General features: G+C 38.3%; 25 protein-coding genes. 15 read left to right on the forward strand and 10 right to left on the reverse strand.

Annotated elements, in window-relative coordinates; genetic code table 11:
• Nucleotides 1-4 precede the first annotated feature (4 nt).
• Nucleotides 5-1,186 carry a pseudouridine synthase gene (locus AOB46_RS12180; protein ID WP_241489205.1) on the reverse strand — a complete coding sequence of 394 codons (1,182 nt, stop codon included), beginning with the start codon at nt 1,184-1,186 and terminating at the stop codon, nt 5-7.
• Between the two features lie 101 nt (nt 1,187-1,287).
• On the opposite strand from AOB46_RS12180, the gene aroB reads away from it, so the two are divergent.
• The 6 genes from aroB to AOB46_RS12205 all read left to right on the forward strand — a co-directional run bounded on the left by aroB (nt 1,288) and on the right by AOB46_RS12205 (nt 7,197).
• Nucleotides 1,288-2,334, forward strand: a complete 1,047-nt coding sequence (gene aroB / locus AOB46_RS12185) for a 3-dehydroquinate synthase (RefSeq protein WP_062699666.1) — start codon at nt 1,288-1,290, stop codon at nt 2,332-2,334.
• Between the two features lie 280 nt (nt 2,335-2,614).
• Entirely contained in the window at nt 2,615-3,238 is a 624-nt protein-coding gene (locus tag AOB46_RS12190; RefSeq protein WP_062699669.1) for a porin family protein, read from the forward strand.
• Nucleotides 3,239-3,610: 372 nt separating this feature from the next.
• Complete coding sequence (locus tag AOB46_RS12195; protein ID WP_062699853.1) at nt 3,611-4,294, forward strand: porin family protein; 684 nt, start codon at nt 3,611-3,613, stop codon at nt 4,292-4,294.
• A 143-nt stretch (nt 4,295-4,437) separates the two neighbouring features.
• On the forward strand, nt 4,438-5,376 hold the full coding sequence (locus tag AOB46_RS23845; protein WP_241489206.1) for a DUF262 domain-containing protein: 939 nt from the start codon (nt 4,438-4,440) through the stop codon (nt 5,374-5,376).
• The gene (locus tag AOB46_RS23850) at nt 5,312-6,148 is read left to right on the forward strand and encodes an HNH endonuclease family protein (RefSeq protein WP_241489207.1); all 837 of its coding nucleotides are present in this window, start codon (nt 5,312-5,314) and stop codon (nt 6,146-6,148) included. The genes AOB46_RS23845 and AOB46_RS23850 overlap by 65 nt, the downstream gene beginning before the upstream one ends.
• A 347-nt stretch (nt 6,149-6,495) precedes the next feature.
• The gene (locus tag AOB46_RS12205) at nt 6,496-7,197 is read left to right on the forward strand and encodes a porin family protein (RefSeq protein ID WP_062699671.1); all 702 of its coding nucleotides are present in this window, start codon (nt 6,496-6,498) and stop codon (nt 7,195-7,197) included.
• Nucleotides 7,198-7,284: 87 nt separating this feature from the next.
• Here the strand turns inward: AOB46_RS12205 and purF are convergent, their stop codons facing one another.
• The 5 genes from purF to AOB46_RS12230 form a co-directional block, all read right to left on the reverse strand.
• Entirely contained in the window at nt 7,285-8,784 is a 1,500-nt protein-coding gene (gene purF, locus AOB46_RS12210; protein WP_062699673.1) for an amidophosphoribosyltransferase, read from the reverse strand.
• Nucleotides 8,785-8,862: 78 nt separating this feature from the next.
• Nucleotides 8,863-9,582, reverse strand: coding sequence for a phosphoribosylaminoimidazolesuccinocarboxamide synthase (gene purC, locus AOB46_RS12215; RefSeq protein ID WP_062699675.1), 720 nt, complete (start codon nt 9,580-9,582; stop codon nt 8,863-8,865).
• A 29-nt stretch (nt 9,583-9,611) separates the two neighbouring features.
• The gene (locus tag AOB46_RS24050; protein WP_062699677.1) at nt 9,612-9,818 is read right to left on the reverse strand and encodes a DUF3307 domain-containing protein; all 207 of its coding nucleotides are present in this window, start codon (nt 9,816-9,818) and stop codon (nt 9,612-9,614) included.
• Between the two features lie 2 nt (nt 9,819-9,820).
• On the reverse strand, nt 9,821-10,426 hold the full coding sequence (locus AOB46_RS12225; RefSeq protein ID WP_062699679.1) for a SatD family protein: 606 nt from the start codon (nt 10,424-10,426) through the stop codon (nt 9,821-9,823).
• Between the two features lie 261 nt (nt 10,427-10,687).
• Entirely contained in the window at nt 10,688-12,553 is a 1,866-nt protein-coding gene (locus AOB46_RS12230) for an endonuclease (protein WP_062699681.1), read from the reverse strand.
• A gap of 191 nt (nt 12,554-12,744) precedes the next feature.
• On the opposite strand from AOB46_RS12230, the gene AOB46_RS12235 reads away from it, so the two are divergent.
• The 8 genes from AOB46_RS12235 to AOB46_RS12270 all read left to right on the forward strand — a co-directional run bounded on the left by AOB46_RS12235 (nt 12,745) and on the right by AOB46_RS12270 (nt 20,673).
• Nucleotides 12,745-13,884, forward strand: a complete 1,140-nt coding sequence (locus AOB46_RS12235; RefSeq protein WP_062699683.1) for an acyl-CoA dehydrogenase family protein — start codon at nt 12,745-12,747, stop codon at nt 13,882-13,884.
• 203 nt (nt 13,885-14,087) lie between these two features.
• The gene (locus AOB46_RS12240) at nt 14,088-17,018 is read left to right on the forward strand and encodes a zinc-dependent metalloprotease (RefSeq protein WP_062699685.1); all 2,931 of its coding nucleotides are present in this window, start codon (nt 14,088-14,090) and stop codon (nt 17,016-17,018) included.
• Between the two features lie 389 nt (nt 17,019-17,407).
• Nucleotides 17,408-18,112: a glycohydrolase toxin TNT-related protein gene (locus AOB46_RS12245; protein WP_062699687.1), complete on the forward strand. Its 705-nt coding sequence runs from the start codon at nt 17,408-17,410 to the stop codon at nt 18,110-18,112.
• Nucleotides 18,113-18,123: 11 nt separating this feature from the next.
• On the forward strand, nt 18,124-18,546 hold the full coding sequence (locus AOB46_RS12250) for a hypothetical protein (RefSeq protein WP_062699690.1): 423 nt from the start codon (nt 18,124-18,126) through the stop codon (nt 18,544-18,546).
• Nucleotides 18,547-18,831: 285 nt separating this feature from the next.
• Nucleotides 18,832-19,299 (forward strand): nucleoside triphosphate pyrophosphohydrolase family protein, encoded by a 468-nt coding sequence (locus AOB46_RS12255; protein ID WP_062699692.1) that lies wholly within the window; start codon nt 18,832-18,834, stop codon nt 19,297-19,299.
• Between the two features lies 1 nt (nt 19,300).
• Nucleotides 19,301-19,867: a TlpA family protein disulfide reductase gene (locus AOB46_RS12260; RefSeq protein ID WP_062699694.1), complete on the forward strand. Its 567-nt coding sequence runs from the start codon at nt 19,301-19,303 to the stop codon at nt 19,865-19,867.
• Nucleotide 19,868: 1 nt separating this feature from the next.
• A complete protein-coding gene (locus tag AOB46_RS12265) occupies nt 19,869-20,474 on the forward strand; it encodes a DUF4230 domain-containing protein (protein ID WP_062699696.1) in 606 nt (201 codons plus the stop codon).
• 13 nt (nt 20,475-20,487) lie between these two features.
• Complete coding sequence (locus AOB46_RS12270) at nt 20,488-20,673, forward strand: hypothetical protein (RefSeq protein ID WP_062699698.1); 186 nt, start codon at nt 20,488-20,490, stop codon at nt 20,671-20,673.
• A 249-nt stretch (nt 20,674-20,922) separates the two neighbouring features.
• Here AOB46_RS12270 and leuB read toward each other — a convergent pair whose 3' ends face one another.
• The 4 genes from leuB to AOB46_RS12290 are packed head-to-tail and all read right to left on the reverse strand — an operon-like array spanning nt 20,923 to nt 25,244.
• Nucleotides 20,923-22,047: a 3-isopropylmalate dehydrogenase gene (gene leuB, locus AOB46_RS12275; RefSeq protein ID WP_062699700.1), complete on the reverse strand. Its 1,125-nt coding sequence runs from the start codon at nt 22,045-22,047 to the stop codon at nt 20,923-20,925.
• On the reverse strand, nt 22,028-22,633 hold the full coding sequence (gene leuD / locus AOB46_RS12280) for a 3-isopropylmalate dehydratase small subunit (protein WP_062699702.1): 606 nt from the start codon (nt 22,631-22,633) through the stop codon (nt 22,028-22,030). The genes leuB and leuD overlap by 20 nt, the downstream gene beginning before the upstream one ends.
• 28 nt (nt 22,634-22,661) lie before the next feature.
• A complete protein-coding gene (gene leuC / locus AOB46_RS12285; RefSeq protein ID WP_062699855.1) occupies nt 22,662-24,050 on the reverse strand; it encodes a 3-isopropylmalate dehydratase large subunit in 1,389 nt (462 codons plus the stop codon).
• Nucleotides 24,051-24,080: 30 nt separating this feature from the next.
• The gene (locus AOB46_RS12290; protein WP_082377083.1) at nt 24,081-25,244 is read right to left on the reverse strand and encodes a 2-isopropylmalate synthase; all 1,164 of its coding nucleotides are present in this window, start codon (nt 25,242-25,244) and stop codon (nt 24,081-24,083) included.
• Nucleotides 25,245-25,390: 146 nt separating this feature from the next.
• Between AOB46_RS12290 and AOB46_RS12295 the strand changes: the two genes are divergently transcribed.
• Nucleotides 25,391-26,935, forward strand: coding sequence for a hypothetical protein (locus AOB46_RS12295; protein WP_062699704.1), 1,545 nt, complete (start codon nt 25,391-25,393; stop codon nt 26,933-26,935).
• Nucleotides 26,936-26,997: the final 62 nt, after the last annotated feature.

Raw genomic sequence — 26,997 nt, forward strand, 5'->3', positions numbered from 1 at the left:
GCTATTAAAGCATTTTAAGGTTGTTTACTTCCTGTTCTGTAAGGATTCTCCAGTGTCCTCTCTTGATATTCTTCTTCGTCATTCCGGCAAACATTACTCTGTCTAAAGCTTCTACTTCATACCCAAGCCTTTGGAAAATTCTTCTGATAACCCTGTTCCATCCGATATGGATCTCGATTCCTATTTCATTTTTCGGTTTCCCTTCAATGAATGAAATCTGATCTACTACCGCTACTCCTTCATCAAGACGAATTCCCTCTGCAATCAGTTTCATATCTTCATGCGTGAGTTTCTTATCTAATGTTACGTGATAGATCTTTTTGGCATCAAAAGACGGGTGGGTAAGCTTCTTCGTCATATGTCCGTCATTGGTTAAAAGAATAACTCCCGTTGTGGAACGGTCAAGCCTTCCTACCGGGAACAGACGGTATGGCGATGCATTGGCAACAAGATCCATTACGGTTTTTCTTGCTTTATCATCTTTTGTTGTAGAAATATATCCTTTAGGTTTGTTCAGAAGCACATATACGGGTTTTTCAGGAGTAATACTCTGCCCGTCGAAAACCACTTTATCTGTTTTCTGAACCTGGTATCCCATTTCCGTTACTACTTTTCCGTTTACCTCCACAAGCCCCTGCGTAATCAGTTCATCAGCCTCTCTTCTGCTGCAGATTCCTGAATTGGCAATATACTTATTAAGACGAATGGTATCTTTATGTACGTCTTTTTCAATTTTGCTTAACCTTCTTTTCTGTACGAAAGATTTGGCTCTGTCATCATTCCTGTCCTCTCCGCTAGACGGTCTTCTGCCGTATTTCAGACTGCCTCTTTCATACTTGTCTCTTGTATCAAAATTCTTTCCGCCTCTTTTTGGGGATGATTTACCGAAAGATCTTTTCTCACGGCCTTCGCTGGCATTGGTGATATAAGGCTTACGTTCAGATTTCGAACCGTGATCTTCGTCTCTGCCGTCAAAACCGCCTTCACTTCTGAAAGGGGTTTTATTGAACTTGGAATTAGTGCCTTTATGCTCAAAATTTCTTTCACCTGCCTTAGGAAAAGGTTTTTTAAAAGATTTTGATCCTGAAGAATTTCCAGATCTGGAAGCACGAGAATCATCAGAACTTTTTCTTGTTGAAATTCTTGGTCTCTTTGGTCTGTCTGAATTATTATTATCTCTGCTCATTCTAAAAATTTCTGCAAAGATAGTAATTTAGTTACGAGTTAAAAATTAAGAATCATAACTTTGCAATATAGTTTTAATTTAATTTTATAGAAAAGCGGCTCATGATAACACTATTAGATCATAATTTTTCCCAGCTCAACGATTTCCTGCACGAAAAAACATTCAGTAAGATTTTTATTCTTGCAGATGAAAATACACATGAGTACTGCCTACCGGTATTGTTAGGAAATATGGAGACAGATCTTGGATTTGAAATCCTGGAAATTGAAGCGGGTGAGGAAATGAAAAACATTCAGACGGCCAACCAGCTTTGGGAGATCCTGACAGAAATGCAGGCTGACCGAAAAGCGCTGGTAATTAACCTTGGCGGCGGAGTAATCACCGATATGGGCGGGTTTGTTGCTTCTACTTATAAAAGAGGTATTCAGTTTATTAATATCCCCACTACCCTTTTATCCATGTGTGATGCTTCCATTGGCGGGAAAACCGGTATAGATCTGATGCACTATAAAAATATGGTGGGGACGTTTGCATTTCCGGAACAGATCTTTGTTTATCCCCAATTTTTACAAACCCTTCCTTTTAAAGAACTGAGAAGCGGATTTGCCGAAATGCTGAAGCACGGATTAATTGCTGATAAAATGCATTGGGAGCAGCTTATCCAGATCCACAAACTGGATATAGAGGCTTTGGTTCCGCATATCCAGACATCTATGGATATTAAACAGGAGGTAGTGGAAAAAGATTTTCATGAGAAAAATATCAGAAAAACACTGAACTTCGGCCATACTATTGGTCATGCTGTTGAAAGCCTGTGCCTGAATCAGGGTAATCCTATCCTTCACGGAGAAGCAGTAGCTATGGGAATGATCTCCGAGGCACATCTCTCCTATCTCGAAGGTCTAATCTCTGAAGAAGATGCACAAGCCATTATTGAGAATATCCAGCGCTATTATCCTTATATGGATATCAGTGACTTCACCGATGAAGATATTACGGAGCTTTTGCTTAATGACAAGAAGAATTCGGATAGTAAAATCAACTTTTCCCTGCTTACCGGAATCGGCTCATGTACTTACGACCACCAGTGCAGCCAGAAAAATATTTTAAAATCACTGCATTTTTATAGAAATCTGAATAATGCTTAACTCTTTTTAGAATGATCATTGTTCTTTTTATTCATTTTATTGCAGAATATTAATTTAGATCATTTCTAAACAATTGTTTAAATAAACACACAACAAACTTTAAATCAACAACATAAAATAAAAACTGTTTGCATTACAAGCAGTTTTTTTAATGACTTTCATCATGAAAAATATTTTTGGCAAGCAATTTGAAAGATACTCTGCGTCAAACGGAGTAGTAAACGGTTGACAGTAGTAAAATTTAAAATTAGAAATAGTAAAATACTAAAAAATTAAAGTTATGAAAAAGTTAATTTTAGGATTAGCAGTAACTGCAGGATCATTAGCACTCGCTCAGACCACTTCATCTTCTAACCCGGTTACATTTGGGGTAAAAGGAGGTATGAACGTTTCTTCACTTTCAAAGACTGAAGGTTTAGATGACCAAAAATCTAAAATCGGATTCAATGCAGGTGCATTTGCTAATATCCCAATCGCGAGCTCATTCAGCATCCAGCCTGAGGTATTATACTCGCAATATGGTGAAAAGTCTGATTACAGAGTAGGTAACACAAAATTCTCTAACTCTACTAAATTAGACTATATTACAGTACCTGTAATGTTCCAGTATAACGCACTTCCAAACCTTTATTTAGAAGCGGGTCCGGAATTCGGATTTATGGTAAGCGCTAAAAACAAATTCAAAAACGAATCTACAGGACAGTCTTCTACAACAGACAACTATAAAGATAACTTAAGTACTTTTAACTTGGGGATCGGTATTGGTGCTGGATACTATTTTACACAAAACTTAGGTCTTACAGCAAGATATATCGCTGGGGTAACTGATGTTGTAAAAAATAACTCCGGAGACGCTATTAGAAACAATGTATTCCAAGTAGGTTTAGCTTATAAATTCAAATAATAAGCTTAACATTCATACAAATAACAAATTTTTATATTCAATAGAAAGACCGGACTGTTTTTAGTCCGGCTTTTTTGTGATTATCATTCATGTTTATAAGACTTTAGTATCTTAATTAATTTATCCCTGATTTTTTCACAAGCTCCTACTTTGGCAAGAAGTTTGCCTATAAAAGATCAGCTGTGAAATGTAATGAATGCGGGAATTTCACAGATACATTTTCACTTTTAACAAATTTTGATTTCAATAGAAAAGGTCAGGTTTATAGTATTTAAATCTGACCTTTTCATTTCTACATGACTTTTATCAGTTCCTCTATTTTGGTAAGACATTTGCTGCAAAATGGTAAACAAGTATTCAAAATTAAAAATCATGAAAAAACTATTTTTAGGACTAGCTCTTGTGGGAAGCCTTTTCACTTACGCTCAGGAAAAAGGAAAATCAACATCTCCTGTTACTTTTGGCGTTAAAGCCGGACTTAGCGCCGCTACTTTAACTAAAGCTGACAACTATGACAATGACCAGAAGCTGAAAGCGGGAGTCTATGCAGGGGTATTCGCTAATATTCCTATTGCTGAAAAATTCAGTATCCAGCCTGAACTTCTTTTCAGCCAGCTAGGTTCAAAAACTGAAGACAGCTATACTTATTATTCAGACAATTACAGATTCAAGCAGGAATATGACTATAAATTAAACTTAAATTATATAACAATGCCTGTAATGGTACAGTATAACATCCTTCCTCAGCTTTATGTAGAAGCAGGTCCGGAATTCGGATTATTATTAGGTGGAAAATCAAAAGGAGACAGAACATTAACCGAAACTACGGGTAATACCACCACAACAAAAACAGAAAAGTTCTCCAATAAAATCCCTACAGAACTTTATAATAAGTTCAATTTCGGAATCGGAATTGGTGCAGGGTATTATTTCACTGATAATTTTGGAGTTACAGCCAGATTTACAGCTGGAGTTACTGATATATTCAAAGAAAATTCAGGAGACGCTATCAGAAACAATGCATTCCAGGTAGGAGTAGTTTATAAATTCAAATAAGATTATCTATATTTTCAAAAAAATGCCGGGTTTCTGAGAAGCCCGGCATTTTTAATTCACAACATTTAGCAACGATCATTCATTACGGGAATCCGTAAGGAAGCCTGCCTTAAGCGTCTTAGATTTGAATATAAAATAAAACGATGGACGCAGGAAAAAGAACAATTAACGACATTTTTAACGGGAACAGGGTTCTGGAAGTTCCCTTTTTTCAAAGAGCCTATGTTTGGGGAGAAGAGCAATGGGAAAGACTTTTAGAAGACATGGAAAATATAAGCTTTGCGAATAAGCCTTATTTTCTAGGTTCCGTCATATTAAAGCAGCAGCCCACAGCAACAGGGAGCAGAGTCGGAGATAAAAGAACTCTCATTGACGGACAACAGCGTCTCACAACCTTATCCATATTTTTCAAAGTACTTTCGTTATATACGGGTGATGATTATGAGTACAACAGAATGTTTAAGCTGAGAGATCTAATTGCCATACAGCATAATCACAATGATATTGATGCTTATGAGCAAGTAATGAATCTGAAAGAATTGAAAGACCTGAAGGGAACGGATAATATCACAAAAGCATATCTCTATTTTAAAGAGAATATGAATGCGGACAAACTGGATATTAACAATATTCTCTCGAAAATTTTATTTGTGGGTATTGATCTGGATGAAAATGAAGATGAACAACAGATTTTTGACACCATCAATTCACTGGGCGTTAAACTGACCACTGCTGAACTGCTGAAAAATTATTTTTTTAACAGAGATGAAATTTCAGCCTATCATACTTACTGGAAAAATATTTTTGAAAAGGATGATGAAGCCAAGAACTATTGGGATAAAGAAATTACAACCGGAAGGTCAAAAAGAACATTCATTGACCTGTTTTTCTTTTCTTATCTTCAGATTAAAATTCAGGACAAAACGCTTAATGTAAAAACTGAAGACAAAATAGAATTTTCAAAAGTTGAGCATTTGTTTGAATCCTATAAAAGCTTTATCAAAAATTATCTGAACAATGACAAAAAAAACTATACTTGCCGAAATAAAAGACTATGCATTAATCTTTCAGGAAAACTTTGATTTCGATATTATAGAAAATGAACTTACCAACGAATCCGGAATAGAAAGAATTAATGCAATTATTTTTGGACTGGATACTTCTACCCTGATTCCTTATGTACTCTACATTCTTAAAAATGTTACAAAAGATAACGAAAGGAATGAATTATTTGATTTCCTTGAAACTTTCATTATGCGAAGAATGGCTGTTCATGCTACCACCAAGAATTATAATCAGCTTTTTACAGACAGACTGATCAATCATGAAATCCTATCTAAAAAACAGTTTCTGGAATTTCTGGAAGGTCAGGCTGATAAAGTTAACTTCCTGCCTTCAGATAAAGAGCTTAAAGACGGTTTCAGAAATTCTTACCTCATCAACAAGCAATCTGCAGGAATTTTATATTTCATCGAATCTAAAATACGTAACAGAAGTTTACAGTCTACACAGCTTCTGGGAATCAGCAAATACAGCCTGGAACATCTTATGCCTAAAAAATGGGAAAATCATTGGGGTAAACTAACCAGCCAGGAAGATAAAATGAAGCGCAACAGAAAGTTGCTGACTTTAGGAAATCTGACCATCATTACACAAAATCTAAACTCAGCCATCCGGGATGCTAACTGGAATGTTAAAAGAAAAGGAAAAGGAGATAAACAGGGGTTAAATACATATTCAGCCGGACTTGAAACCATAAGCCGGTATCTGATTCTGGATCAGTGGAATGAACAGACTATTGAAGAAAGAGCACAATTTCTGTATGAAAAAGCAAAGAAAATATGGTCTATCTGATAAAAACTATAATCTGTTTCAGATGTGACACTGTATATAAATTAATTAAAATCCTGTTGTTAGGAATCAATGCCGGAAAAGTTCCGGCATTTTTATTGGCAGAATTTCTTCATTAAAATAAACCAAGCGAATGCTTTTGAAAGCAGAAAATTCTTCAAAAAAAACTGGTTACGGCCATCAATATTTTATAAAAACGAAAGAAAAAATCACAAAAACCCACATCCAAAATCACCGCCAAAGGCCTACAGATAAGGATTTTCAAAGTTTGGCAAGGCTTTTGCAAATTACATGAAGTCTGATTGAAAAATCAGATAAGAAGTAAAGTAGTAAAATAAAAAAATAAAATTATGAAGAAGTTATTTCTAGGGCTGGCAGCCGCTGCTGGCACTCTGACTTTTGCGCAGGAAACAAAAACTGTAACTCAGGAACCCATCAAAAAGGAAACACAACCCATCAGATTCGGGATCAAGGCAGGAGGAAACTCAGCTCAGTTCAGCCAGCAAAGCTTTGGTTTGAACAGCCAGAAACTAGGCTTTCATGCAGGAGCATTTGTTAATATTCCCATTTCAAAGCAATTCAGCTTCCAGCCAGAGGTTTTGTATAACCAGATGGGGGCAAGGGATGTAGCTTATTCTACAGAAGAAACGGCAGGAGCCACTACGGTAAAAACCAAAGGACAGGATAAATTAACGATGAATTATATTTCCGTTCCGCTAATGGTTCAGATGAGGCCTACTGATAAGTTCTATGTAGAAGCTGGGCCGGAATTCAGCTATTTTATCAACGGTAAGAACAAAGGTGAAGCTACTGTAGCCAGTACTACAGGAGGAATTACCACCACTCAGACACAGTCTCATTCTGAAGACCTTAATAAGGATAATATCAACAGATTCAATTTCGGTTTAGGACTAGGTTTAGGATATGATATTACTTCCAATATCGGAATTAATGCAAGATACGTAAACAGTCTTACCAAGATTGATAAAAGTGTACCCGCTGCTGAAAATAACAACAGAGTTTTCCAGTTAGGACTAAACTACAAATTCTAAAAGAAAGAAAACCAATTTTTTAACCCAATAGCAAAGGCCTGATTTAACATGTTAAATCAGGCCTTTCATTCTATTTAAAGTAAATTATTAATTAAATAATTCTACCTCCTCTCCTTTTCCTACCGGATATTCTTCCGTAAAGCATCCGAAGCAGTGATTGGAAGATCCTAAGATCTCTTTCAGATTCTCTGTGCTTAAAAATTCTAAAGAATCTACTCCAAGATAGTCTCTGAGCTCTTCTGTAGACATGTTGGCAGAAATCAGATCATCTTTGGACGGTGTATCAATTCCGAGATAGCAAGGTGCAATAATTGGTGGAGAAACACTTCGGAAGTGAATTTCTTTTACCCCTGCATCTTTCAGGATTTTCACCAGTCTTTTGGAAGTTGTTCCCCTTACGATGGAATCATCAATAATAACTACTCTTTTATCCTTAATTTCAGAGATAATCGGGTTTAGCTTAAGATTGACAACTCTTTCTCTCATCTCCTGTGTAGGAACGATAAAGCTTCTTCCGATATACCTGTTTTTAATCAGTACGGGACGGAATGGTATTCCTGAAGCTTTTGAGAAGCCAATTGCTGCAGGAACTCCCGAATCAGGAACTCCTATCACCACATCTGCTTCTACCGGAGCCTGCTCCCAGATCTTCTCACCGGATTTTTCCCTGATCTCATATACATTGATGTTTTCTAATGAAGAGTCAGGTCTTGCAAAATAAATATACTCAAATGAGCATATTCTCTGTTTTCCTTTCTTTTCATCCACCATGTAAGAGTGCAGCTTTCCGGGTTCATTTTCATTGGTGTAAATAATCTCTCCCGGCAGAATATCACGCACATACTGAGCTCCTACAGCATCCAAAGCTACTGATTCGGAAGCTACCACATAAGATTTCTCATCAATGGCACCCAGAACCAAAGGTCTGATTCCGTTGAAATCCCTGAAGGCAAAGAATTTATTTCTCGTCATTCCCACTACGGAATAAGCACCCTCAATCTTTTCCATTGTAGCTTTAATGGCTCCCCGAAGGCCTAAATCAAGGTTCTTCTGAATAAGCCTCAGAATAACTTCAGAATCTGATGTTGCTCTGAAAACCACTCCTTCAGCTTCCAGCTCAGCTTTCAGTTCTTTTGCATTGGTAAGATTCCCGTTATGCGCAATGGAAAGAATAATCTGGTCATATTCGTTTTTCGCAAAGAACGGCTGGAAATTATATTTCTTTTTATCCCCTGCTGTGGTGTATCTCGTATGCCCGATTGCTGAATTCCCCATAAAGGTTTCCGGCTCCTGGATTTCTTTATAAACATCCAAAACCAGCCCTTCATCTTTCATATTGGTGATCTTTCCGTTTTTCAGAACGGAAATACCACACGCTTCCTGCCCCCTGTGCTGAAGGGCAAAAAGACCGAACTGAGACAAAGAGAACGTATCCAGATCATTGTCAGAATACATTCCGAAAATACCGCACTCCTCGTTCGGAGCATCCAGCCTTTCCTCTTCCTGTGTTCTGAAAAGATTGCGCCCGTAGGTCTGGTCTTTAAACTGTTTTAAATATTCATTTTTATGAATGTCTAAACTTTTCATTTCTATTTTTTCTAATTTAGAAGTTAACCGTTAGATACTGAAAATCAGCACAGGTTAACTTCAATGATCATTTTTAAACTACTTTCCCAGTAGGTTTTTCAGTCTGTTATAGATCTCTACATACGCTTCAGTAACTTCTCCAAGATCTCTTCTGAATCTGTCTTTATCCAGTTTCTTCATCGTATCTTTATCCCAAAGTCTGCACGTATCCGGAGAAATTTCATCAGCAAGGATGATCTCGCCGTCAGAAGTCTTCCCTAATTCTATTTTGAAATCCACGAGAATGATGTTCATTTTATCAAAAAGATCGATCAGGATTTCGTTGATATCAGAAGTCAGCTCATACATTTCATCAAGCTCTTCGTAAGTAGCTGCTCCTAAGAAAACAGCATGGTGGTCATTAATAAGCGGATCTCCCAATTCGTCTTTTTTATAGCAGATATCGAAGATGGTTACCGGAGATTTAATGCCTTCTTCAACTCCTAGTCTCTGAGCCATGCTTCCGGCAGAATAATTTCTTACAACCATTTCCAGGGGAATGATGGATACTTTTCTTACCAGCTGTTCTCTTTCGTTTAATTGTTTAATGAAATGAGTTTTAATCCCTTTTTCATTTAAGTATTCAAAAATCAGAGTGGTGATGGCATTGTTCATTTCGCCTTTAAGGTCCACCTGTCCTCTCTTTTGAGCATTAAATGCGGTAGCATCATCCTTAAAACGAACTACTACTTCCTCAGGATTATCGGTTGCAAATACCTGTTTTGCCTTACCTTCGTACAACATTTCTTTCTTTTCCATTTCTAAAAATTCTTATTAGTTAGATTTATTTAAATTATTTTATTAAAATTCCTGTCAATCATTCCGAAACTCAATAATAGACCGATCACATACGCTCCGTTTTGCCTGAAATCAGAGCATACGGATATAAGCCGGAACTTTTTCAGCTTACGGTACTCCTTATCAGCAACCCATGAATTTGGCTGAAGAATAAAATCTCCGGATAAATGTGCCAATATGAGTTGAGTAAAGATCATGCTTACAGTTCCGAGATTTTCTTTCTAAAATATTGATTGGTTTCTACGATCAGCTCGTAGTTGGCGCGTTTCAGCCTCTGGCTTACTGAGGACTGTGATATAGCAAATTTTTTGGCAAGATCTTCCTGCGTAATGTCCTGATTCATGATCATTTCATGAATGATCTCGGCAGTTGCAACGGTCCAGTTATCAAAATCTTTGGTAGACCATTTCAGAAGAATATTAAGATCCCTGTCTACAGATTCGTTGGAGGTTTTTATGGCCACCGTGTGTCCATCGCTTTTCAGATCCTTCAGAAGCCTGCCGGAATGTACGTAGGCAGTACCATTAGATTCAGTAATCTTATCAGACGAAAAACTTTCCTCTCCAATGCCTATGGCAAGTCTTATATCCAGATTTTCCTGGCTTTTTATCAGTGATTTAATGGCTAGAAAATGCCAGAAAGCATCATCAATGCTGCATTTGAATTGAAATTCGTCTCCTCTGTAGATTTCCCATACAAGCGGTGAACTTCCCCAGGTTTCCAGAAGATTCTTAAGTCTGGTTAACCAGGCTTCCGTGTCCGCGTGCTGTGAATTTATAATATCTCCGGTAATAACCGCTATCATAATGCAAATATAAGCATAATTACTTATAAATAAAAAATATAAGCAGAAACACTTATAGATAATAATTATTAGTGATTCTGCTTATATCAATTATGCAGTAAATAAGAGGCTTACCAAGAATGTAAAACCGTTTTTTTATTTTCAAGGAGCTGTTTCCTGCTATCCGCTCATACTCCTCGTACCAGAGCTTTCCCGCTTCATACTGCGGGGTAACCGCTGCTATCAGGGCTATTTAAATCCCTGTCTTTCAACCTTATCCTGTTATTTTTTTATAAACTGATAGGCCCTATCGTCAAGTTTCAGGAAATAAGAACCTGAAGAAAGATTCTGAACTGCAATATTCTTCTTATTTCTGAACGGATCCTTTTCCGTGTAAATTACTTTCCCGGAAAAATCAATAATCTGAGCCGTTTTTACTTTTTCTGTTTCTCCGGCTACAAATAAACTTTCAGAAACAGGATTCGGATAAATCTTAAATTCCTTGTTATCAGCGATTAAATCTGTAACAGACAAGGTTCCGCCAAGATTCTGGCAGTAATTCATCGGATGAACATCCCATTCATTGATGTTAAATGTAGTAACCGGCTGGCTTACTGTATTCTTTCTATATAAAGACCGGTCTTGTAATGTTGATGTATTATCCTGCCCTACCACTCCTATAGCATCAACACTGGAAGATTTATACCTTAATTCTATGTAATTTTTACCGTTGAAAGTCATCTGCGGAGCTGCTGTTACAAATTGTGCCTGATTAATATCATAGCAAGAAAAAACAGCCGCCGGATTTAAAATTACAAATGTTTCATTATTCTGAACAATACCTTCCAGTTCATAAGGAGCTGGAAAATAGTAATTCGAGCCGCTTGGCAGCTGGATAGAAATGCGGTAATTATTTAAATTGACAGGATGGCCTGTTCTGTTGGTAATTTCAAGAGCTTTATTATTCCCTGTTCCTTCCAGATATTTGGAAATATACAGATCTTTTGCATATACATCCGTAGCCAGAGTTGTTACCTGCAATGTATTGCTGTCAGCAGATGACAGATAACCATTATCATATGCTTTTACTGTAAAATTGTAGGTTGTAGAGGGGGTCAGGTGATCTATACTTATTGAATTACCTTTTGTTGTAGCAACCAATGTCCCGTTCTGGTAAACCCTATACCCGATTACATCTGCATCTGCACCGGGAGACCAGCTCAATGTAGTAAAATAAGCACCGGTTTGAACTGCTGCAAGATTAGACGGAGCCTGTGGGGCTACTGTGTCAGGAGCCTGCCCCCATATGGCTGTGACCCAGGAAGGATTATCTATAAAAGGATTTCTGTTCTTCTGAATAGCATACACCGCATTATTACGGTCTCTCTCCCTGTCCGAAACAGGATCCGCAGCGTGCCATTGTAATAACATCGCAATATAAGCAGGTTCAAAAGCCCTTTCTTCCGTACCATCCAGCGGATTGGTGTCCGAAGCAGGATTAGTGCTGTTATTAAAATTGAATGTTCCTAATTTTCCTTCATACCTTACAGCAAAATAAAGCAGGCTTCTTGCAATATCCCCCCTGAATTCAGGAATCGGCTCATATACCCTGCCGGCATACGCCCAGTTAGGAATGCCACTATTGCCTATTTTTGACGAATTGGTAAAAGTATAATGAACCGTAGAATTAATTATCCCATATGGGAAATTACTTCTCAGCTGGTTGATTTTGGCATCGGTAGGAACTACATAAAACAGATCCGAATACATTGGATAATTACTGTAAAACGTACTCTGAGGCATCATGTGCTCCCTGTTCCATCCTTCGCCTTCACCTCCGGAACTCCCGATCATCTGAATGCTTGTATACTCATAAGCATCCGGTCCTGAAGGGATTTCAGAATAAATATCCAGCAGTAGCGTTGTATTGGAAGCATCGTGATCATAATACTTGTCAAGATCAGTCTGGTTATAGTAATTCTGAAGATCACCATAATGCCAGTTAATATTCTTCGCTGCAATAATATCGTGCAGCTTTGTCTTCAGGGCATAGCCTGTAAGTCCGGCTGTTCCGTCGTAATATCCTGCCGGTGCCTGGGCAGACAGAAATGACGATATTAAGATAACAGGAAATAGCAGTTTTTTCATACCTTAAAAATTGGGAGGCTAAAGTAGTAAATTAAAACACTTAAAGTTCGGAAAATTTTATTAAAAAAACATTAATTATTAAAATATAAAAAATTGAAAACGACTATTTTGCAAACAAACTATTATGGAGAAAATAATTTTTTTTAGCTTTCGTTCAATTTATTTATCTTTGGGAACTAACTATTATCTATATGAATACAGAGACTATTGACAACATCAAAATGATAGCTGAAACAGCAAGAGAATTCGCTGAGAAAAACATCAGACCGAATATTATGGAGTGGGACGAGAGCCAGACGTTTCCAAAAGATCTTTTTCACCAACTGGGAGAAATGGGTTTTATGGGAATTGTAGTTCCTGAGCAGTATGGAGGTTCCGGTCTTGGCTATCATGAATATGTTGCGATCCTGGATGAGATCTCTCAGGTAGACCCTTCTATTGGTCTTTCTGTAGCTGCACACAATTCACTTTGCACCAACCATATATATGAGTTCGGAAATGAAGAGCAGAGAAACAAATGGCTTCCTCAGCTGGCTTCCGGAAAAGTAATCGGTGCATGGGGACTTACAGAACACAATACAGGTTCAGATTCCGGAGGGATGTCTACCACAGCCGTGAAAGATGGTGATGAATGGATCATCAACGGGGCTAAGAACTTTATTACCCACGCTATTTCCGGCGATATTGCCGTAGTAATGACCAGAACCGGTGAAAAAGGCGCGAAAAATAACTCCACAGCTTTCGTATTAGAAAAAGGAATGCCGGGATTCACTTCCGGAAAAAAGGAAAATAAATTAGGAATGCGTGCCTCTGAAACCGCAGAGCTTATTTTCGATAACGTACGCGTACCGGATTCCCACCGTCTTGGAGAAGTAGGTGAAGGATTCAAGCAGGCAATGAAAATTCTTGACGGAGGAAGAATCTCCATCGCTGCTTTAAGCTTAGGAACAGCAAGAGGAGCATACAAAGCAGCTTTAAAATATGCCAAAGAAAGACACCAGTTCGGAAAATCAATTTCTGAATTCCAGGCGATTAACTTTATGCTTGCTGATATGGCAACAGAAATTGATGCTGCAGAACTTCTTATTCAGAGAGCTTCAACTCTTAAAAATGCAAAACAAAAAATGACTAAGGAAGGGGCAATGGCTAAGCTATATGCTTCTGAGGCGTGTGTAAGAATTTCCAACAATGCTGTTCAGATCTTCGGGGGTTACGGATATACTAAAGACTTCCCTGCTGAGAAATTCTACAGAGACTCAAAACTGTGCACCATCGGTGAGGGTACTTCAGAAATTCAGAGATTGGTAATCGGAAGAGATATTACCAAATAATTAGAAATATTTCATCAATAAATGAATAGCATACGTATTTTGCGTATGCTATTTTCTTTTTCAGAGATAATATATTTTCAATTACATTCAATGTATTGCATAATATTTTAAACGAATTATCTAAAATTTTCTTAAATAAATTTGTTTTTCGTAATATAAATTTTATTAGCTTTGATATTCCACAATCAAAACAAATAATTAATATGAAAAAACAATTCTCCATGATTGGGATGCTTCTTATTACAGGTATCTCATTCGCGCAGACAGACCGTCTATGGACTGAAGGTTCTAAAAAAGTTTCTTCAGAGGTTTTTGAAAACAAAACCAATATCAGCAACCCTAAGGTTTACAGCCTGGACATCAACGGACTGAAAAACGTACTGGCCAAAGCACCTAAAAGGCTTGCTCCGGGAGAAAAATCAGAAATCATTATTTCGTTTCCTAATTCTGAAGGAAAAATGGAAAACTTCAAAGTAAGAGAGCATTCCAATTTTGATCCTCAGCTTGCGGCAAAATATCCGGATATCAAATCTTATGTTGGAGAAGGTTTAAGTGACCCGAACTCTACCGTTTACTTCAGCGTTTCTCCGCTAGGTCTGTCTTCCATGGAAATTTACGGCGACAGGTCCGCTGTTTTTATTGAACCCTATACAAAAGATCTTTCTACGTATGTGGTTTACAAAAAGTCTGATAAAAAAGACGATCTAAGCAAATTTGAATGTACGGTAATTGATGTTGCACAGAAAGGTGTTTCCAATGCAGGTCTTGCTGCAAGACCTAATGCAGATGATGCCAAATTAAGAACATTCAGACTTGCACTATCCTGCACAGGAGAATATACCACCTATTTCGGCGGAACCAAAGCTAATGCACTAGCCGCCATGAACACAACCATGACCCGCGTAAACGGCGTTTTCGAAAAAGACTTCGCTGCAAGAATGGTTCTTATTGCCAATAATGACGCTGTTATTTACACCAACGCTTCTACAGACCCTTACTCTGCAGCTTCAGGAATGAGTAGCTGGAATTCCCAGCTTCAAAGTACCCTGACCTCGGTAATTGGTGAAGCAAATTATGACATCGGACACCTGTTCGGGGCTTCCGGAGGCGGCGGGAATGCAGGATGTATCGGCTGTATCTGTACCAACGGATCAAAAGGAAGCGGCTACACTTCTCCGGCAGACGGCATTCCTTCCGGTGATAATTTTGATATTGATTATGTAGCCCATGAAATGGGGCACCAGTTTGGAGGAAATCACACGTTCTCTCATGGAAATGAAGGAACAGGTGTCAATATGGAACCAGGTTCCGGATCAACCATTATGGGATACGCAGGAATTACAGCACAGGATGTACAGCCACACTCAGATGCATTTTTCCATGCAGTGAGTATTCAGCAGATTACCAATAATATTAAAGCTAAAACCTGTCCGGTAAGCACCTCTACAGGAAACTCCATTCCTACAGCAAACGCCGGCCTTGATTATACGATTCCAAAAGGCACACCTTTCATGCTGACCGGAACAGGAACAGATGCGAACGGGGACTCACTCACTTACATCTGGGAACAGATGGATAATGCTTCGTCTTCGCAAACCGGGGCCAGCTCTGCCGCAAGTGCCACAAAAGCTTCAGGACCTACTTTCAGATCATGGGCTCCAACCGTTTCTCCTGTAAGATATTTTCCAAGAATGGCTTCTATCCTTACCGGAGCAACAACTACTGCAGGATCCGAAATTACAGTAGAGGCCTTATCTAATGTAGCCAGAACACTGAATTTCAGATTTACGGTTCGGGATAACAGAGCCGGAGGTGCCGGAAACAATTCAGACGATGCGGTAATTACCGTTAACGGAACAGCAGGTCCTTTCAGCATCACCTCACAAAATTCAGCCACAACCTACGCAGGCGGAAGTTCTCAAACTGTAACATGGAACGTAGCCGGAACTACAGCCAATGGAGTAAACGCAGCTAATGTGGATATTCTTTGGTCTACAGACAACGGTAATACATGGACTACTCTTCTGTCCGGAACACCAAACGACGGATCTCAGGCGGTAACCATTCCGAATTCATCTACAACAACCGGAAGATTGATGGTAAAAGGGTCAAACCATATTTTCTTTGACGTCAACAATGCCAATATTACTGTAAATGCAGGCTCAGGCGGAACAGACACTGTTGCCCCTACTGCTCCTACCCTTGCAGCTTCCGGAACAACAGCCACAAGTACCAATCTTTCATGGAGCGGAGCTACTGATAACGTAGCCGTAACAGGATATGATGTGTATATGAACGGTTCTGTGATTGGAAATACAGCCTCTACAACTTATACTGTAACAGGCTTAAGCCCTGCAACCACTTACAATTTCAGTATAAAAGCTAAAGATGCCGCCGGAAATACATCTCCTTCCAGCAATACCGTAAGTGTAACAACACTTTCAGGAGGTACGGTAACCTACTGCTCTTCATCAGCCAGCAATACCGCAGATGAAAGAATTGGAAATGTAAAATTCGGAACTATCAATAATACCTCAACAGGAACTGCAGGCTATGAAAACTTCACATCTGTTTCTACCAATGTTACCAGAGAAAGCTCTTACACCATTTCTATAACTCCTGTATGGACTTCAACCAAATATAGTGAAGCTTATGCAGTGTATATAGACTATAACGGAGATGGTGATTTTACCGACAGCGGAGAATTAGCATGGTCTAAAGCAGGCTCTACCACAACTCCGGTAACGGGAAGCATTACTATTCCTGCAACCGCAGCCATTGGTTCTACAAGAATGAGAGTAATGATGAAATACAGCTCTATTCCAACGTCATCATGTGAAGCCTATACTTATGGACAGGTAGAAGATTATACGCTTAATATTGTTTCTTCAGGAAGAGGAGACCTTTCTGATACAAAAAATCTGATCACCGATATTAAACTGTATCCAAATCCTGTAAAAGATATCATGCATATTTCAAATACTTCTTCCGAGGATTACAAAATATTTGATATGGGTGGAAAACTCATCAATTCAGGAAAGCTGGACAGAGGAAGCGTGAATGTAAGCAGTCTTATCAAAGGAGCTTATATGATCCAGATTGGAGAAATCTCTAAAAGATTCATCAAGAATTAATAACCATTTTTTATACTACGATGTGAAAGGCCGTTCAATTATTGAGCGGTCTTTTTATTGTACAATCAATGTATTCAAATAATATATATTAAAAGCTATATTATTAACACAATTAATACATCAATCGTAATTTATATGAATAAAATTCACAATAATGTATTTTTTTGATTTAAATTTACAACTCAAATGCCTATTCATTGTACTGTTTACCCAAAGGTATTTAAGGGAATACTGAAGCTGATCTCTATGGTTACTGTTTCCTGAAAATTAACTGCGGTCATCTGAAGTACACTTTAAACGGTTAAAAATATCATAAAACCTGCCGGTTCTGTAGACATTCTTCTCTCTTAAATACTTAATTAAATCATTACATAATTTAAATTATTTATATGAAACATTTATTTAAGTACATTTTATTTTTCTCAATGGCCTTTTTCTCAATGGCCTGCAGCTCAGACAGAGAAGATGAAAACACAGGAAACGTTACGCATGTATTCTATAAAAATGCGGATGAACTTGCAGCCACGTATGATCCGGTCGGAGCAGTAGGATCCGAAGCCAGAAATTACGTTTTTGATCTTTACAAGCAGGGCAGATGGACTGAAATGGAATACTTTTTCACGGGTAATAACCTGAATGGAGGATGGCCTCCGGCCAATGGAGGTTATAATATTGTAGATGATGTTCCTATCCTGGCTGGACAAAAATTTGACCGGTACAGCGGAGCCATCGGAAACTATGACGGAACCGGAATCCCCACTCTGGGAGGAAGTTTCACAAGTCCGATCATTAACGGATATACCTACACCTTCACCCAAAGAGCCCTGAACCAGCCGGAAAACAAATATGATTTTTATTATGAAATAGATGTTCTGAATTCATTACCTTTCCAGTCTCAGACGGCAGATATTATTCCGTGGTTTAATCAGGCTGGAAATGGCAGACAGACCATGTGGAAAATCCCGATTGATCCTGCTACGGGCTACCAGAAGACATGGAATAAACTGGCAGCAGAAGGATATGTAAAAATTACCATCAAGAAAAGTCCAAGCGGAAAATATAACAATCTGGCAGGTACGGTTATTCAGCAATAAAAAACATTTAAATGTATTCAATATCAACAAAAATAAGCATCAGCAAAAAAGCCCTCATTGAAAAGAGCACTTTCACCAATGATGAAACCAGCCCTTCGGTTATGGCAAAATTCATCTGCTGTGACTGCAGTCATGAAAACACAGTTGAAATCATTCCCTATCAATCCGGATTTCCTGTTTTCCAGCTGTATCATGAAGATAAAATACTATCTAAAAACGCATTGCTGCAAAATGGAATGGCTGCTGCAACCCCGCAAGAGATGCTTCATTTCGGAGAACTGACCGTAGGAAATTTACCCACTTTATATTTCGGAACCAGCTGTAAAACCTGTCCTGCAAAGTATATCGGCATATTTAGCTATGGAGAAAAACAGCCCGGACTAACTGTATTACAGATTTCAGGCATATGGAAATATGAGGAAATAAGGCATTGATATTGAATGCTATTGACAAACAATCAAAAATAAAATCCACCGTTCTATGCTGTGGATTTTTTATTGCTGGCAGATGAGCAGATTGAACAGGTTTTATTGATATTAAAACAACTGTCTATTTGTAAGAAAGTTATAGGCCCCTGAATTCTTCACAAACTATTTTTAAGACTTAAGCTCTCATCAAATTATTAAAACACAGCTCACTGCTTATTGACGGCACGATTATCACAGTAGAATTTCCCCATTTACAAATCGTTTTCTATCTTTGCGTAAATAAAAAATTTCATGGATAAAATTGACAGCCTGAACCAAGTAGCAGAATTCCATACTACTTTCAAAGCCCCTATTTTAGATACTCCGCAAATTCCTTCACCTGAAAGATGCAATCTTAGAGTAGAACTTTTACAGGAAGAACTTAATGAGCTGAAGCAGGCTATTGCCGATAATAATATTGTAGAAATTGCTGATGCTCTGTGTGATCTTCAGTATGTTTTAAGCGGTGCGGTACTTGAATTCGGACTTGGCAGTAAATTTGTAGAGCTATTCAACGAAGTTCAGCGTTCCAATATGTCGAAGGCTTGTGATAATGAAGAACAGGCACAGGAAACCGTTGAGTTTTATAAAGCAAAGGAAGTAGAGTCTTTTTATGAAAAGTCTGGAGAAAAGTTCAATGTTTACAGAAAGGCGGATCATAAAGTATTAAAAAACAAATACTACTCCCCTGCAGATCTGAAAACAATTATCGAAAAATAATATGAAGAAATTTATTACAAAGATTGTTGCCGTTTCAAGTATCGCCCTGGCAGCCCAGCAGTTCAGCGCTCAAAAAGTGGTGGTAAACCGTGAAGTAGAGACTCAGAATGACGGTAAAATGCTTTTGGGAAATCAGCTGAAAGATCAGTTTTTAAAAGCTCCGTATGCAGACTGGTATGTAAAGGAACATGATGAATATGCTCTTGACCAGAAAGCGATCAGCGAGCTGAAAAAGGCAAAATTAAACACTTATTCCCTTGTTGTTTTCATGGGAACATGGTGTGAAGACAGCCACAGAGATTTTCCAAGACTGATGAGAATTCTGGAAGAGCTGAAATACCCGGACAATAAAATGACCATTATTGCCGTAAACAGGAAAAAGGAGTCTCCCGACGGGGAAGAAGTCCGTTATAACATTCAGAAGGTTCCTACCATTATTGTAGAAAAATACGGAAAAGAAATCGGAAGAATTATTGAAATGCCTACAACCGGTTATATTGAAAGAGATCTGGTTGAAATCCTGAAAAAAGATGACGGTTCTGTAATTAAAGAAATTTTTGGCAAATAAGTTGAGAAATTATAAGGTAATCATATCGTTTGCAGCAGGAGTTCTTGCTATGCTGATTCTGTTCTTCGGTCTTAAATCATGTCTGAATCTCGGTGGAAAAACGGAACAGTCAGATTATTATATCCTGACTAATCAGATCTCCAAGATGAATAAAATGGTAGTGATGGAACAGAACACTTCCAGTATGCAGAAAACCAAAATGGGTTATGAAGTGTTTGGGAAGGAAGTTTCAAGCAACAGCATCATTACGTATACAAAAACCAATGCTCAGGTTTCCTATGATCTGAACAAAATGAAGATAGAAGTGGATTCTATCAACAAAAAGCTGATCATTACCGAACTTCCTGATGCCGATATAAGAATTACCCCAAACGTTGAAATTCAGTCTCTGGATGATTCTTTCTTCAACAGAATTTCTGAAAAAGATATTAAGAACGTAACCCAGAAAGCCAAGGAAACTGCTATAAAATCTATTGATCAGAACCAGCTGCGAACTGAAGGACGTAAACAATTAATGGAAAATCTGAATAATATTTTCGTTTTGGCAAAAGCTTTGAATTATACTATAGAAGATAAAACCGGCAAACTCGGTATTTTAGGACTCTAAAAATATAGAAGCTATGAATTCAGAAGGTAATCACAAAAAGAAAGAATCTGCAAATTCAGCAGAAACGAAAAAGCAGAATCAGGATTTTCAGAATATTCCTGCATCATCAGAAAAGACGAATCCGCCAGATATAAATAAGGAAGATGTTCAGAAGTCTTCCAAAAATAAATCGGGAAAAACGGATAACACGGAAAAATAAAAATTAAAGGTTCTGTCTCAATGGCAGAGCCTTTTTAATTTTATAGCCAATCATCTTATTTTTATCTTCAGGGATACAGCAGACCCTACAGATCTTTATACCTGTAAAATCTATGGAAAAACTCCTATGTTTCATATGTCCGCGAATTCACTGATAAAATTCTGACATTTATGCCTAAAAGAAAATCAAAAGGTTCCGCCTGAGCAGAACCTTTCTTTCTAATCTATTATTAAATATGGACTGTGGTGTCTATACAATTGTTGATTTTCCGATTTTGATGTTTTCAAAATTATAATAGGATTTTTCAGAATACCGGATATAATCAGCAATAAAACGTCCCACTTCCTGTGTGGAATAATGCTGTTCGGCATTGAGATCTACTGTAACATATTTGTTTTCTATGGCATGTTCTACAGCCCTTTTTAACTTGTCAGCTGCATCGTGAAGTTCAAGATGATCAAGCATCATGGCTGTACTCAGAATAGAAGCTACAGGGTTGGCAATACCTTTGCCTTTTGCCTGGGGATAGGAACCGTGTATAGGCTCAAAAAGCGCATTCTCTTCACCAATGGAGGCAGACGGAAGAAGCCCGATGGACCCGCCGATTACACTTGCCTCATCTGAAATAATATCTCCAAACATATTCTCTGTAAGGATCACATCAAACTGTCCGGGATTAAGGATCATCTGCATGGCCGCATTGTCTACAAACAGATAATCCAGCTTAACATCCGGATACTGAGAAGTAGTTTCCTGGCAAATCTTTCTCCAGAGTCTTGAGGTATCCAGAACGTTGGCCTTGTCAATAAGCGTAAGTTTTTTATTCCTCTTTTCCGCTTCTTTAAAAGCCATATGAACAATCGGAATAATATCTTCACGGCTATACCTGCAGACATCATAGGCATAAGCACCTTCCGGATCGGTAAATTTTTCTCCGAAATAGATTCCGCTCACCAGCTCTCTGAAAATCTGAATATCTGTCCCCTCAATAATTTCTCTTTTCAAAGGACTTTTTTCAATCAAGGAGGAATATGTTTTCAGGGGTCTTATATTGGCAAAAAGACCTAATTCCTTACGGAGCTTCAGCAGCCCCTGCTCCGGTCTCACCTTCGCATCAGGATCATTATCAAAAACCGGATCCCCTATGGCTCCGAATAATACAGCGTCCGAATTTTTACAAATCTGCAAAGTTTCTTCCGGTAAAGGATCTCCCGTTTTAAAAATAGCTTCTGCCCCAATCAGTCCGTATTCTGCGTGGAATTCACATTGGAAAACTTCACTTATGGCATCCAGTACTTTGATGCTTTCCCCAATCACTTCAGGGCCGATTCCGTCACCGGGAAGCACCGCTATTTTAAACTGTCTTTTGCTCATACTTTTGTGTTTTTAGTTCAAATTGTTCTATCGCCTGTTTTTTGCTGATTAAAAAATCAATATCGTCATAGCCGTTAAGAAGGCATATTTTTTTATAAGGATCGAGTTCAAAGGTCTCAGTTTTCCCTTGGCAACTGATGGTTTGCTGTTCCACATCCACTGTGATTTCAGTATCAGGATTTTCTGTAATATTTTTTAAAATGTCTTTCAGGAACCCGTCAGAGACCTTTACAGGGAGAAGGCCGTTATTCAGGGCATTTCCTTTAAAAATATCGGCAAAGTAACTGGATATAATAACTTTAAAACCGTAGTCCGTCAATGCCCATGCGGCATGTTCCCTGCTGCTTCCGCATCCGAAATTATTTCCTGCAATAAGGATTTCACCGCTGTATCCGGGATTATTCAGGACGAACTCCGGATCAGGTTCCCCTGTATTACTATTAAACCTCCAGTCCCTGAACAGATTTTCCCCAAAACCTTTCCGGTCTATGCTTTTAAGAAACCTCGCAGGAATAATCTGATCTGTATCTATATTTTCTGCCGGCAGCGGAACTGCGCGGGATTGTATTTGTTTTAATGGCTGCATATAGTGTTAAAAATATGTTTTTAAACCTTTAATTTAAACTTTCAAAAGCTGATATCTTCCCTTCAATAGCGGCTTTAGCAGCTGTAAGAGGACTGGCCAGTATCGTTCTGGCTCCCTGCCCCTGCCGGCCTTCAAAATTCCTGTTGGAAGTAGAAACACAATATTCGCCTTCCGGAATCTTATCATCATTCATAGCAAGACAAGCAGAACATCCTGGCTGACGGATCTGAAACCCTGCTTCATTAAAAATCCGGTCAAGACCTTCTTCATAAATCTGTTTTACCACCTGCTGAGACCCGGGAACAATCAAAGCCTTAACATTGTCCGCCTTGTTCTTTCCTTTAATGTATTGTGCCGCTGACCTGAAATCTTCTATTCTTGCATTGGTACAGCTTCCGATAAATACATAATTCACTTTAATATCTGAAACGGTCTGTCCTGCTACCAATCCCATGTAGCGGAGGGCTTTTTCCTCAGATTCATTCTGTGGAACCGGAATTATTTCGTGGACAGAAATTCCCATTCCAGGGTTAGTTCCATAAGTAATCATAGGATGAATTTCAGATGCGTCAAAGCTCAGTTCCCGGTCAAATACAGCTCCCTCATCTGTTTTTAAAGTTTTCCAGTATGCCAGATCGGTTTCCCATTCTTCCCCCTGAGGTGCAAAAGGTTTTCCCTTCACATAAGCAAAAGTTATTTCATCCGGAGCAATCATACCGCCTCTTGACCCCATTTCGATACTCATATTGCAGACGGTCATTCTTCCCTCCATAGACATTTCTTCAAATACATTCCCTGCATACTCACAGAAATAACCTGTTCCGCCATCTGTTCCTATTTTAGAAATGATATAGAGGATCACATCTTTAGGCTGAACATTTTTATTCAATTTTCCGTTTACGGTAATCCTCATTGATTTAGGCTTATTCAAAAGCAGGCACTGGCTGGCAAAAACCTGAGCTACCTGGCTGGTTCCTATTCCGAAAGCAATCGCTCCGAAAGCTCCGTGTGTAGACGTATGGCTGTCTCCGCATACAATACTCATTCCGGGACGGGTAATCCCCAGCTCCGGGGCAATAATGTGTACAATTCCCTGATACGGATGCCCAAGTCCGAAAAGCTCAATATTATTTTTCCTGCAGTTTTCTTCCAGCTGCTGAACCTGATTCCGGGAAAGTTCATCCCGGATCGGCAGCTCCTGATCAAGTGTCGGAACATTATGATCAGCAGTGGCTACAATCTGTTCCGGTCTGAATATTTTCAGATTTCTGGCTTCGAGCTCTGCAAAGGCCTGGGGACTTGTTACTTCGTGAATAAGATGTTTATCAATATAGATAATCTGTGGACCGTCTGGAACCGTCTCCACAACGTGGGCATCCCACACTTTGTCAAAAAGAGTTTTTTTACTCGTATTCATTGCTATTCTGTCGTGATTATTCATCTTCATCTATCCTATTTTCCTGCTGAAAGTTTCCATCATCAGGTACAGGTCGTCATTTTTTACTTCTTTTTTTATATCGGCTATTTTTAAAAATTCCTGATACAGAAAATCAAGTTCATTTTTGGTTATATCATATCCGATATGTTTGAAACGGTACGCTAACGCTGAACGCCCGCTCCTTGCTGTAAGGACAATAGAAGATGCGTTCACTCCTACTTCCTCAGGATCAATAATTTCATAGGTTTCCCTGTTTTTGATAACACCATCCTGATGAATCCCGGAACTGTGGGCAAATGCGTTGGCTCCTACAATCGCTTTATTAGGCTGCACCGGCATTCCCATCAGATCTGAGACCATTAGGCTCATCTCATTAAGCATCCTGGAATTTACATCGGTATGCAGGTTTAAATGTTTATGCTGCTTCAGGATCATTACCACTTCTTCCAGAGCCGTATTTCCTGCTCTTTCTCCCAATCCGTTAATGGTGCATTCAATCTGACGGGCCCCATTGGCCGCTCCTGCAATGGAATTAGCTGTAGCCAGCCCCAGATCATTATGGCAATGGCAGGATAAAACAGCTTTTTCGATACCTTTTACATTTTCTTTCAGGTACCTTATTTTCTGACCGTATTCCTCAGGAAGACAATATCCTGTGGTATCCGGAATATTAAGAACCGTAGCCCCTGCTTTAATAACTTCCTCACAAACCTTTGCCAGATAGACATTATCCGTTCTTCCGGCATCCTCTGCATAAAATTCGATATCTTCCACGTAATTTTTAGCATATTTTACAGCCTCAACAGCTCTTTCAAGAATATCCTCCCTGGTTGAGTTGAATTTATATCTGATATGAGAATCAGAAGTGCCAATTCCGGTGTGGATACGTGGCCTCTTTGCATATTTTAAAGCTTCTGCAGCAGTATCAATATCTTTTCTGTTGGCTCTTGTCAGTCCGCACACTTTAGCATTCCGTATCAATTTTGAAATTTCTGAAACTGATTCAAAATCCCCGGGGCTTGAAATCGGGAAACCAGCTTCTATTACATCAATCCCTAGTTCATCAAGGCTTTCGGCGATAATCAGCTTTTGCCGGGTATTCAGCTTACATCCGGGAACCTGCTCTCCATCTCTTAATGTGGTGTCAAAAATTTCAATTTTTTCAGAACTCATAATTAATATTTTACTTAATTTTGATTCAAAACTACAGCTTACAATATTTTTTTATTTTCAATAATTCTGAAAATTACAATATCCAACAGCCGGCAAAATAACCGTATTTTATTAAAAACCAAGTAATTACAATTCATTAATTTACAATGGCAGAATTGCAGAAAGATTTTTTGTTCGTCCTTGTCAAGTCTTTGACTACATCAGAAAAACGACAGTTCAAACTTTATGTGAACCGTCTCGGAATAAATACAGATGCAAAATTTCTGCTGCTGTTTTCAGAAATGGATAAAATGAAAGAATATGATGAAAATATTGTTATTGAGAAAAAGATATCCACCAAACAGCAATTATCCAATCTTAAGGCCCATTTATACAAGCAGATCTTAGTCAGCCTGCGGATGAATCCCAGTCATCAGAATTACAGGATCCAGCTTCGTGAGCAGCTGGATTTCGCCAATATTCTATATCAGAAAGGACTTTATAAACAGGCTTTAAAAATATTGGATAAAACGAAGCAAACAGCTTTGGAACTGGATGAAAAAAGTATCGCTTCTGAAATTATTGACCTTGAAAAGGTAATTGAATCACAATTCATTACAAGAAGTATTGAAGGCCGCGCGGATGAACTGATCAGACAATCCCGCGAAGTAAGCAGACAAAATCATTACGCTACAGAACTCTCCAATCTTTCATTAAAACTGTACAGCGAAATGCTTACCCATGGCTATGCAAAAAATGATAAGGACCGGGAAGAAATACTGGAAATCTTCAATGCACAGATCCAAAATATCAATCCGGACCAGCTGAACTTCACAGAAAAACTATGGTATTTTAAAGCTCATGTCTGGAAAAACCAACTGTTACAGGAATATAAATATACCCTGAAATACGCCTACCAGTGGGTTGATCTGTTTCATAAAAAACCGGAAATGATCTTCAGCCATCCTGTATGGTACATAAAAGGAAATACCTATCTCCTGAAAATCCTGTTCTTATATGGAAACATTGATATCCTGGAAGAACATTTTGAAAATTTCAATACCACAGTGAATGCTGAAAACTTTGCTCAGAATGAGAACCTCCAGTCACTGATCTTTCTGACTCATTATAATACCCTCATGAACATTCATTTTGTAAAAGGTGAGTTTTTTGCAGGCACAAAGCTGATTCCGGAAATTGAACTGAAAATGGAACGCATGAAAGAAAAGATTGATGAACACCATTTCATGATTCTTTATCTGAAAATGGCAGCGATGTTTTTCGGAAGCAAAATGTATGACCAATCCATTGAATATTCCATGAAAGTGGTAGAATGCCGCGGAAATGTACAGGAAGACCTTCTCTTTCATACAAGAATCCTCATTCTGATGGCCAAACATGAATCAGGGAATGATGAAGACTATGACGAGTTTATTACTTCTACATTAAAGTTTACCCGGAAAATGAAAAAGCCTGAAGAGTTCCATTATGAAAGCATCCGTTTTTTTAAAGAGCTTAATGGTCTGGTTTTAAACAAACAGCAGGAAGCATTTAAAGCATTTGATGAAAAACTGGAAATCTTTTCCCAAAATGAATATTACAGAAGATCTCTTCTTTATATCGACATTCATGGCTGGGTAAAATCTAAGGTGAAAAATGTAGATGTGATTGAAATCATCAAGCAGAAAGTAAAATATAAAAGAAAAAGTTAGCTGTTTATAATCTGTTTTCCACAAATCCTATTGATTACAAATATCTTATAACATTTTTAATC

It is taken from the genome of Chryseobacterium indologenes, from assembly GCF_001295265.1.
In the GTDB taxonomy this organism is placed as follows: Bacteria; Bacteroidota; Bacteroidia; order Flavobacteriales; family Weeksellaceae; genus Chryseobacterium; species Chryseobacterium indologenes_A.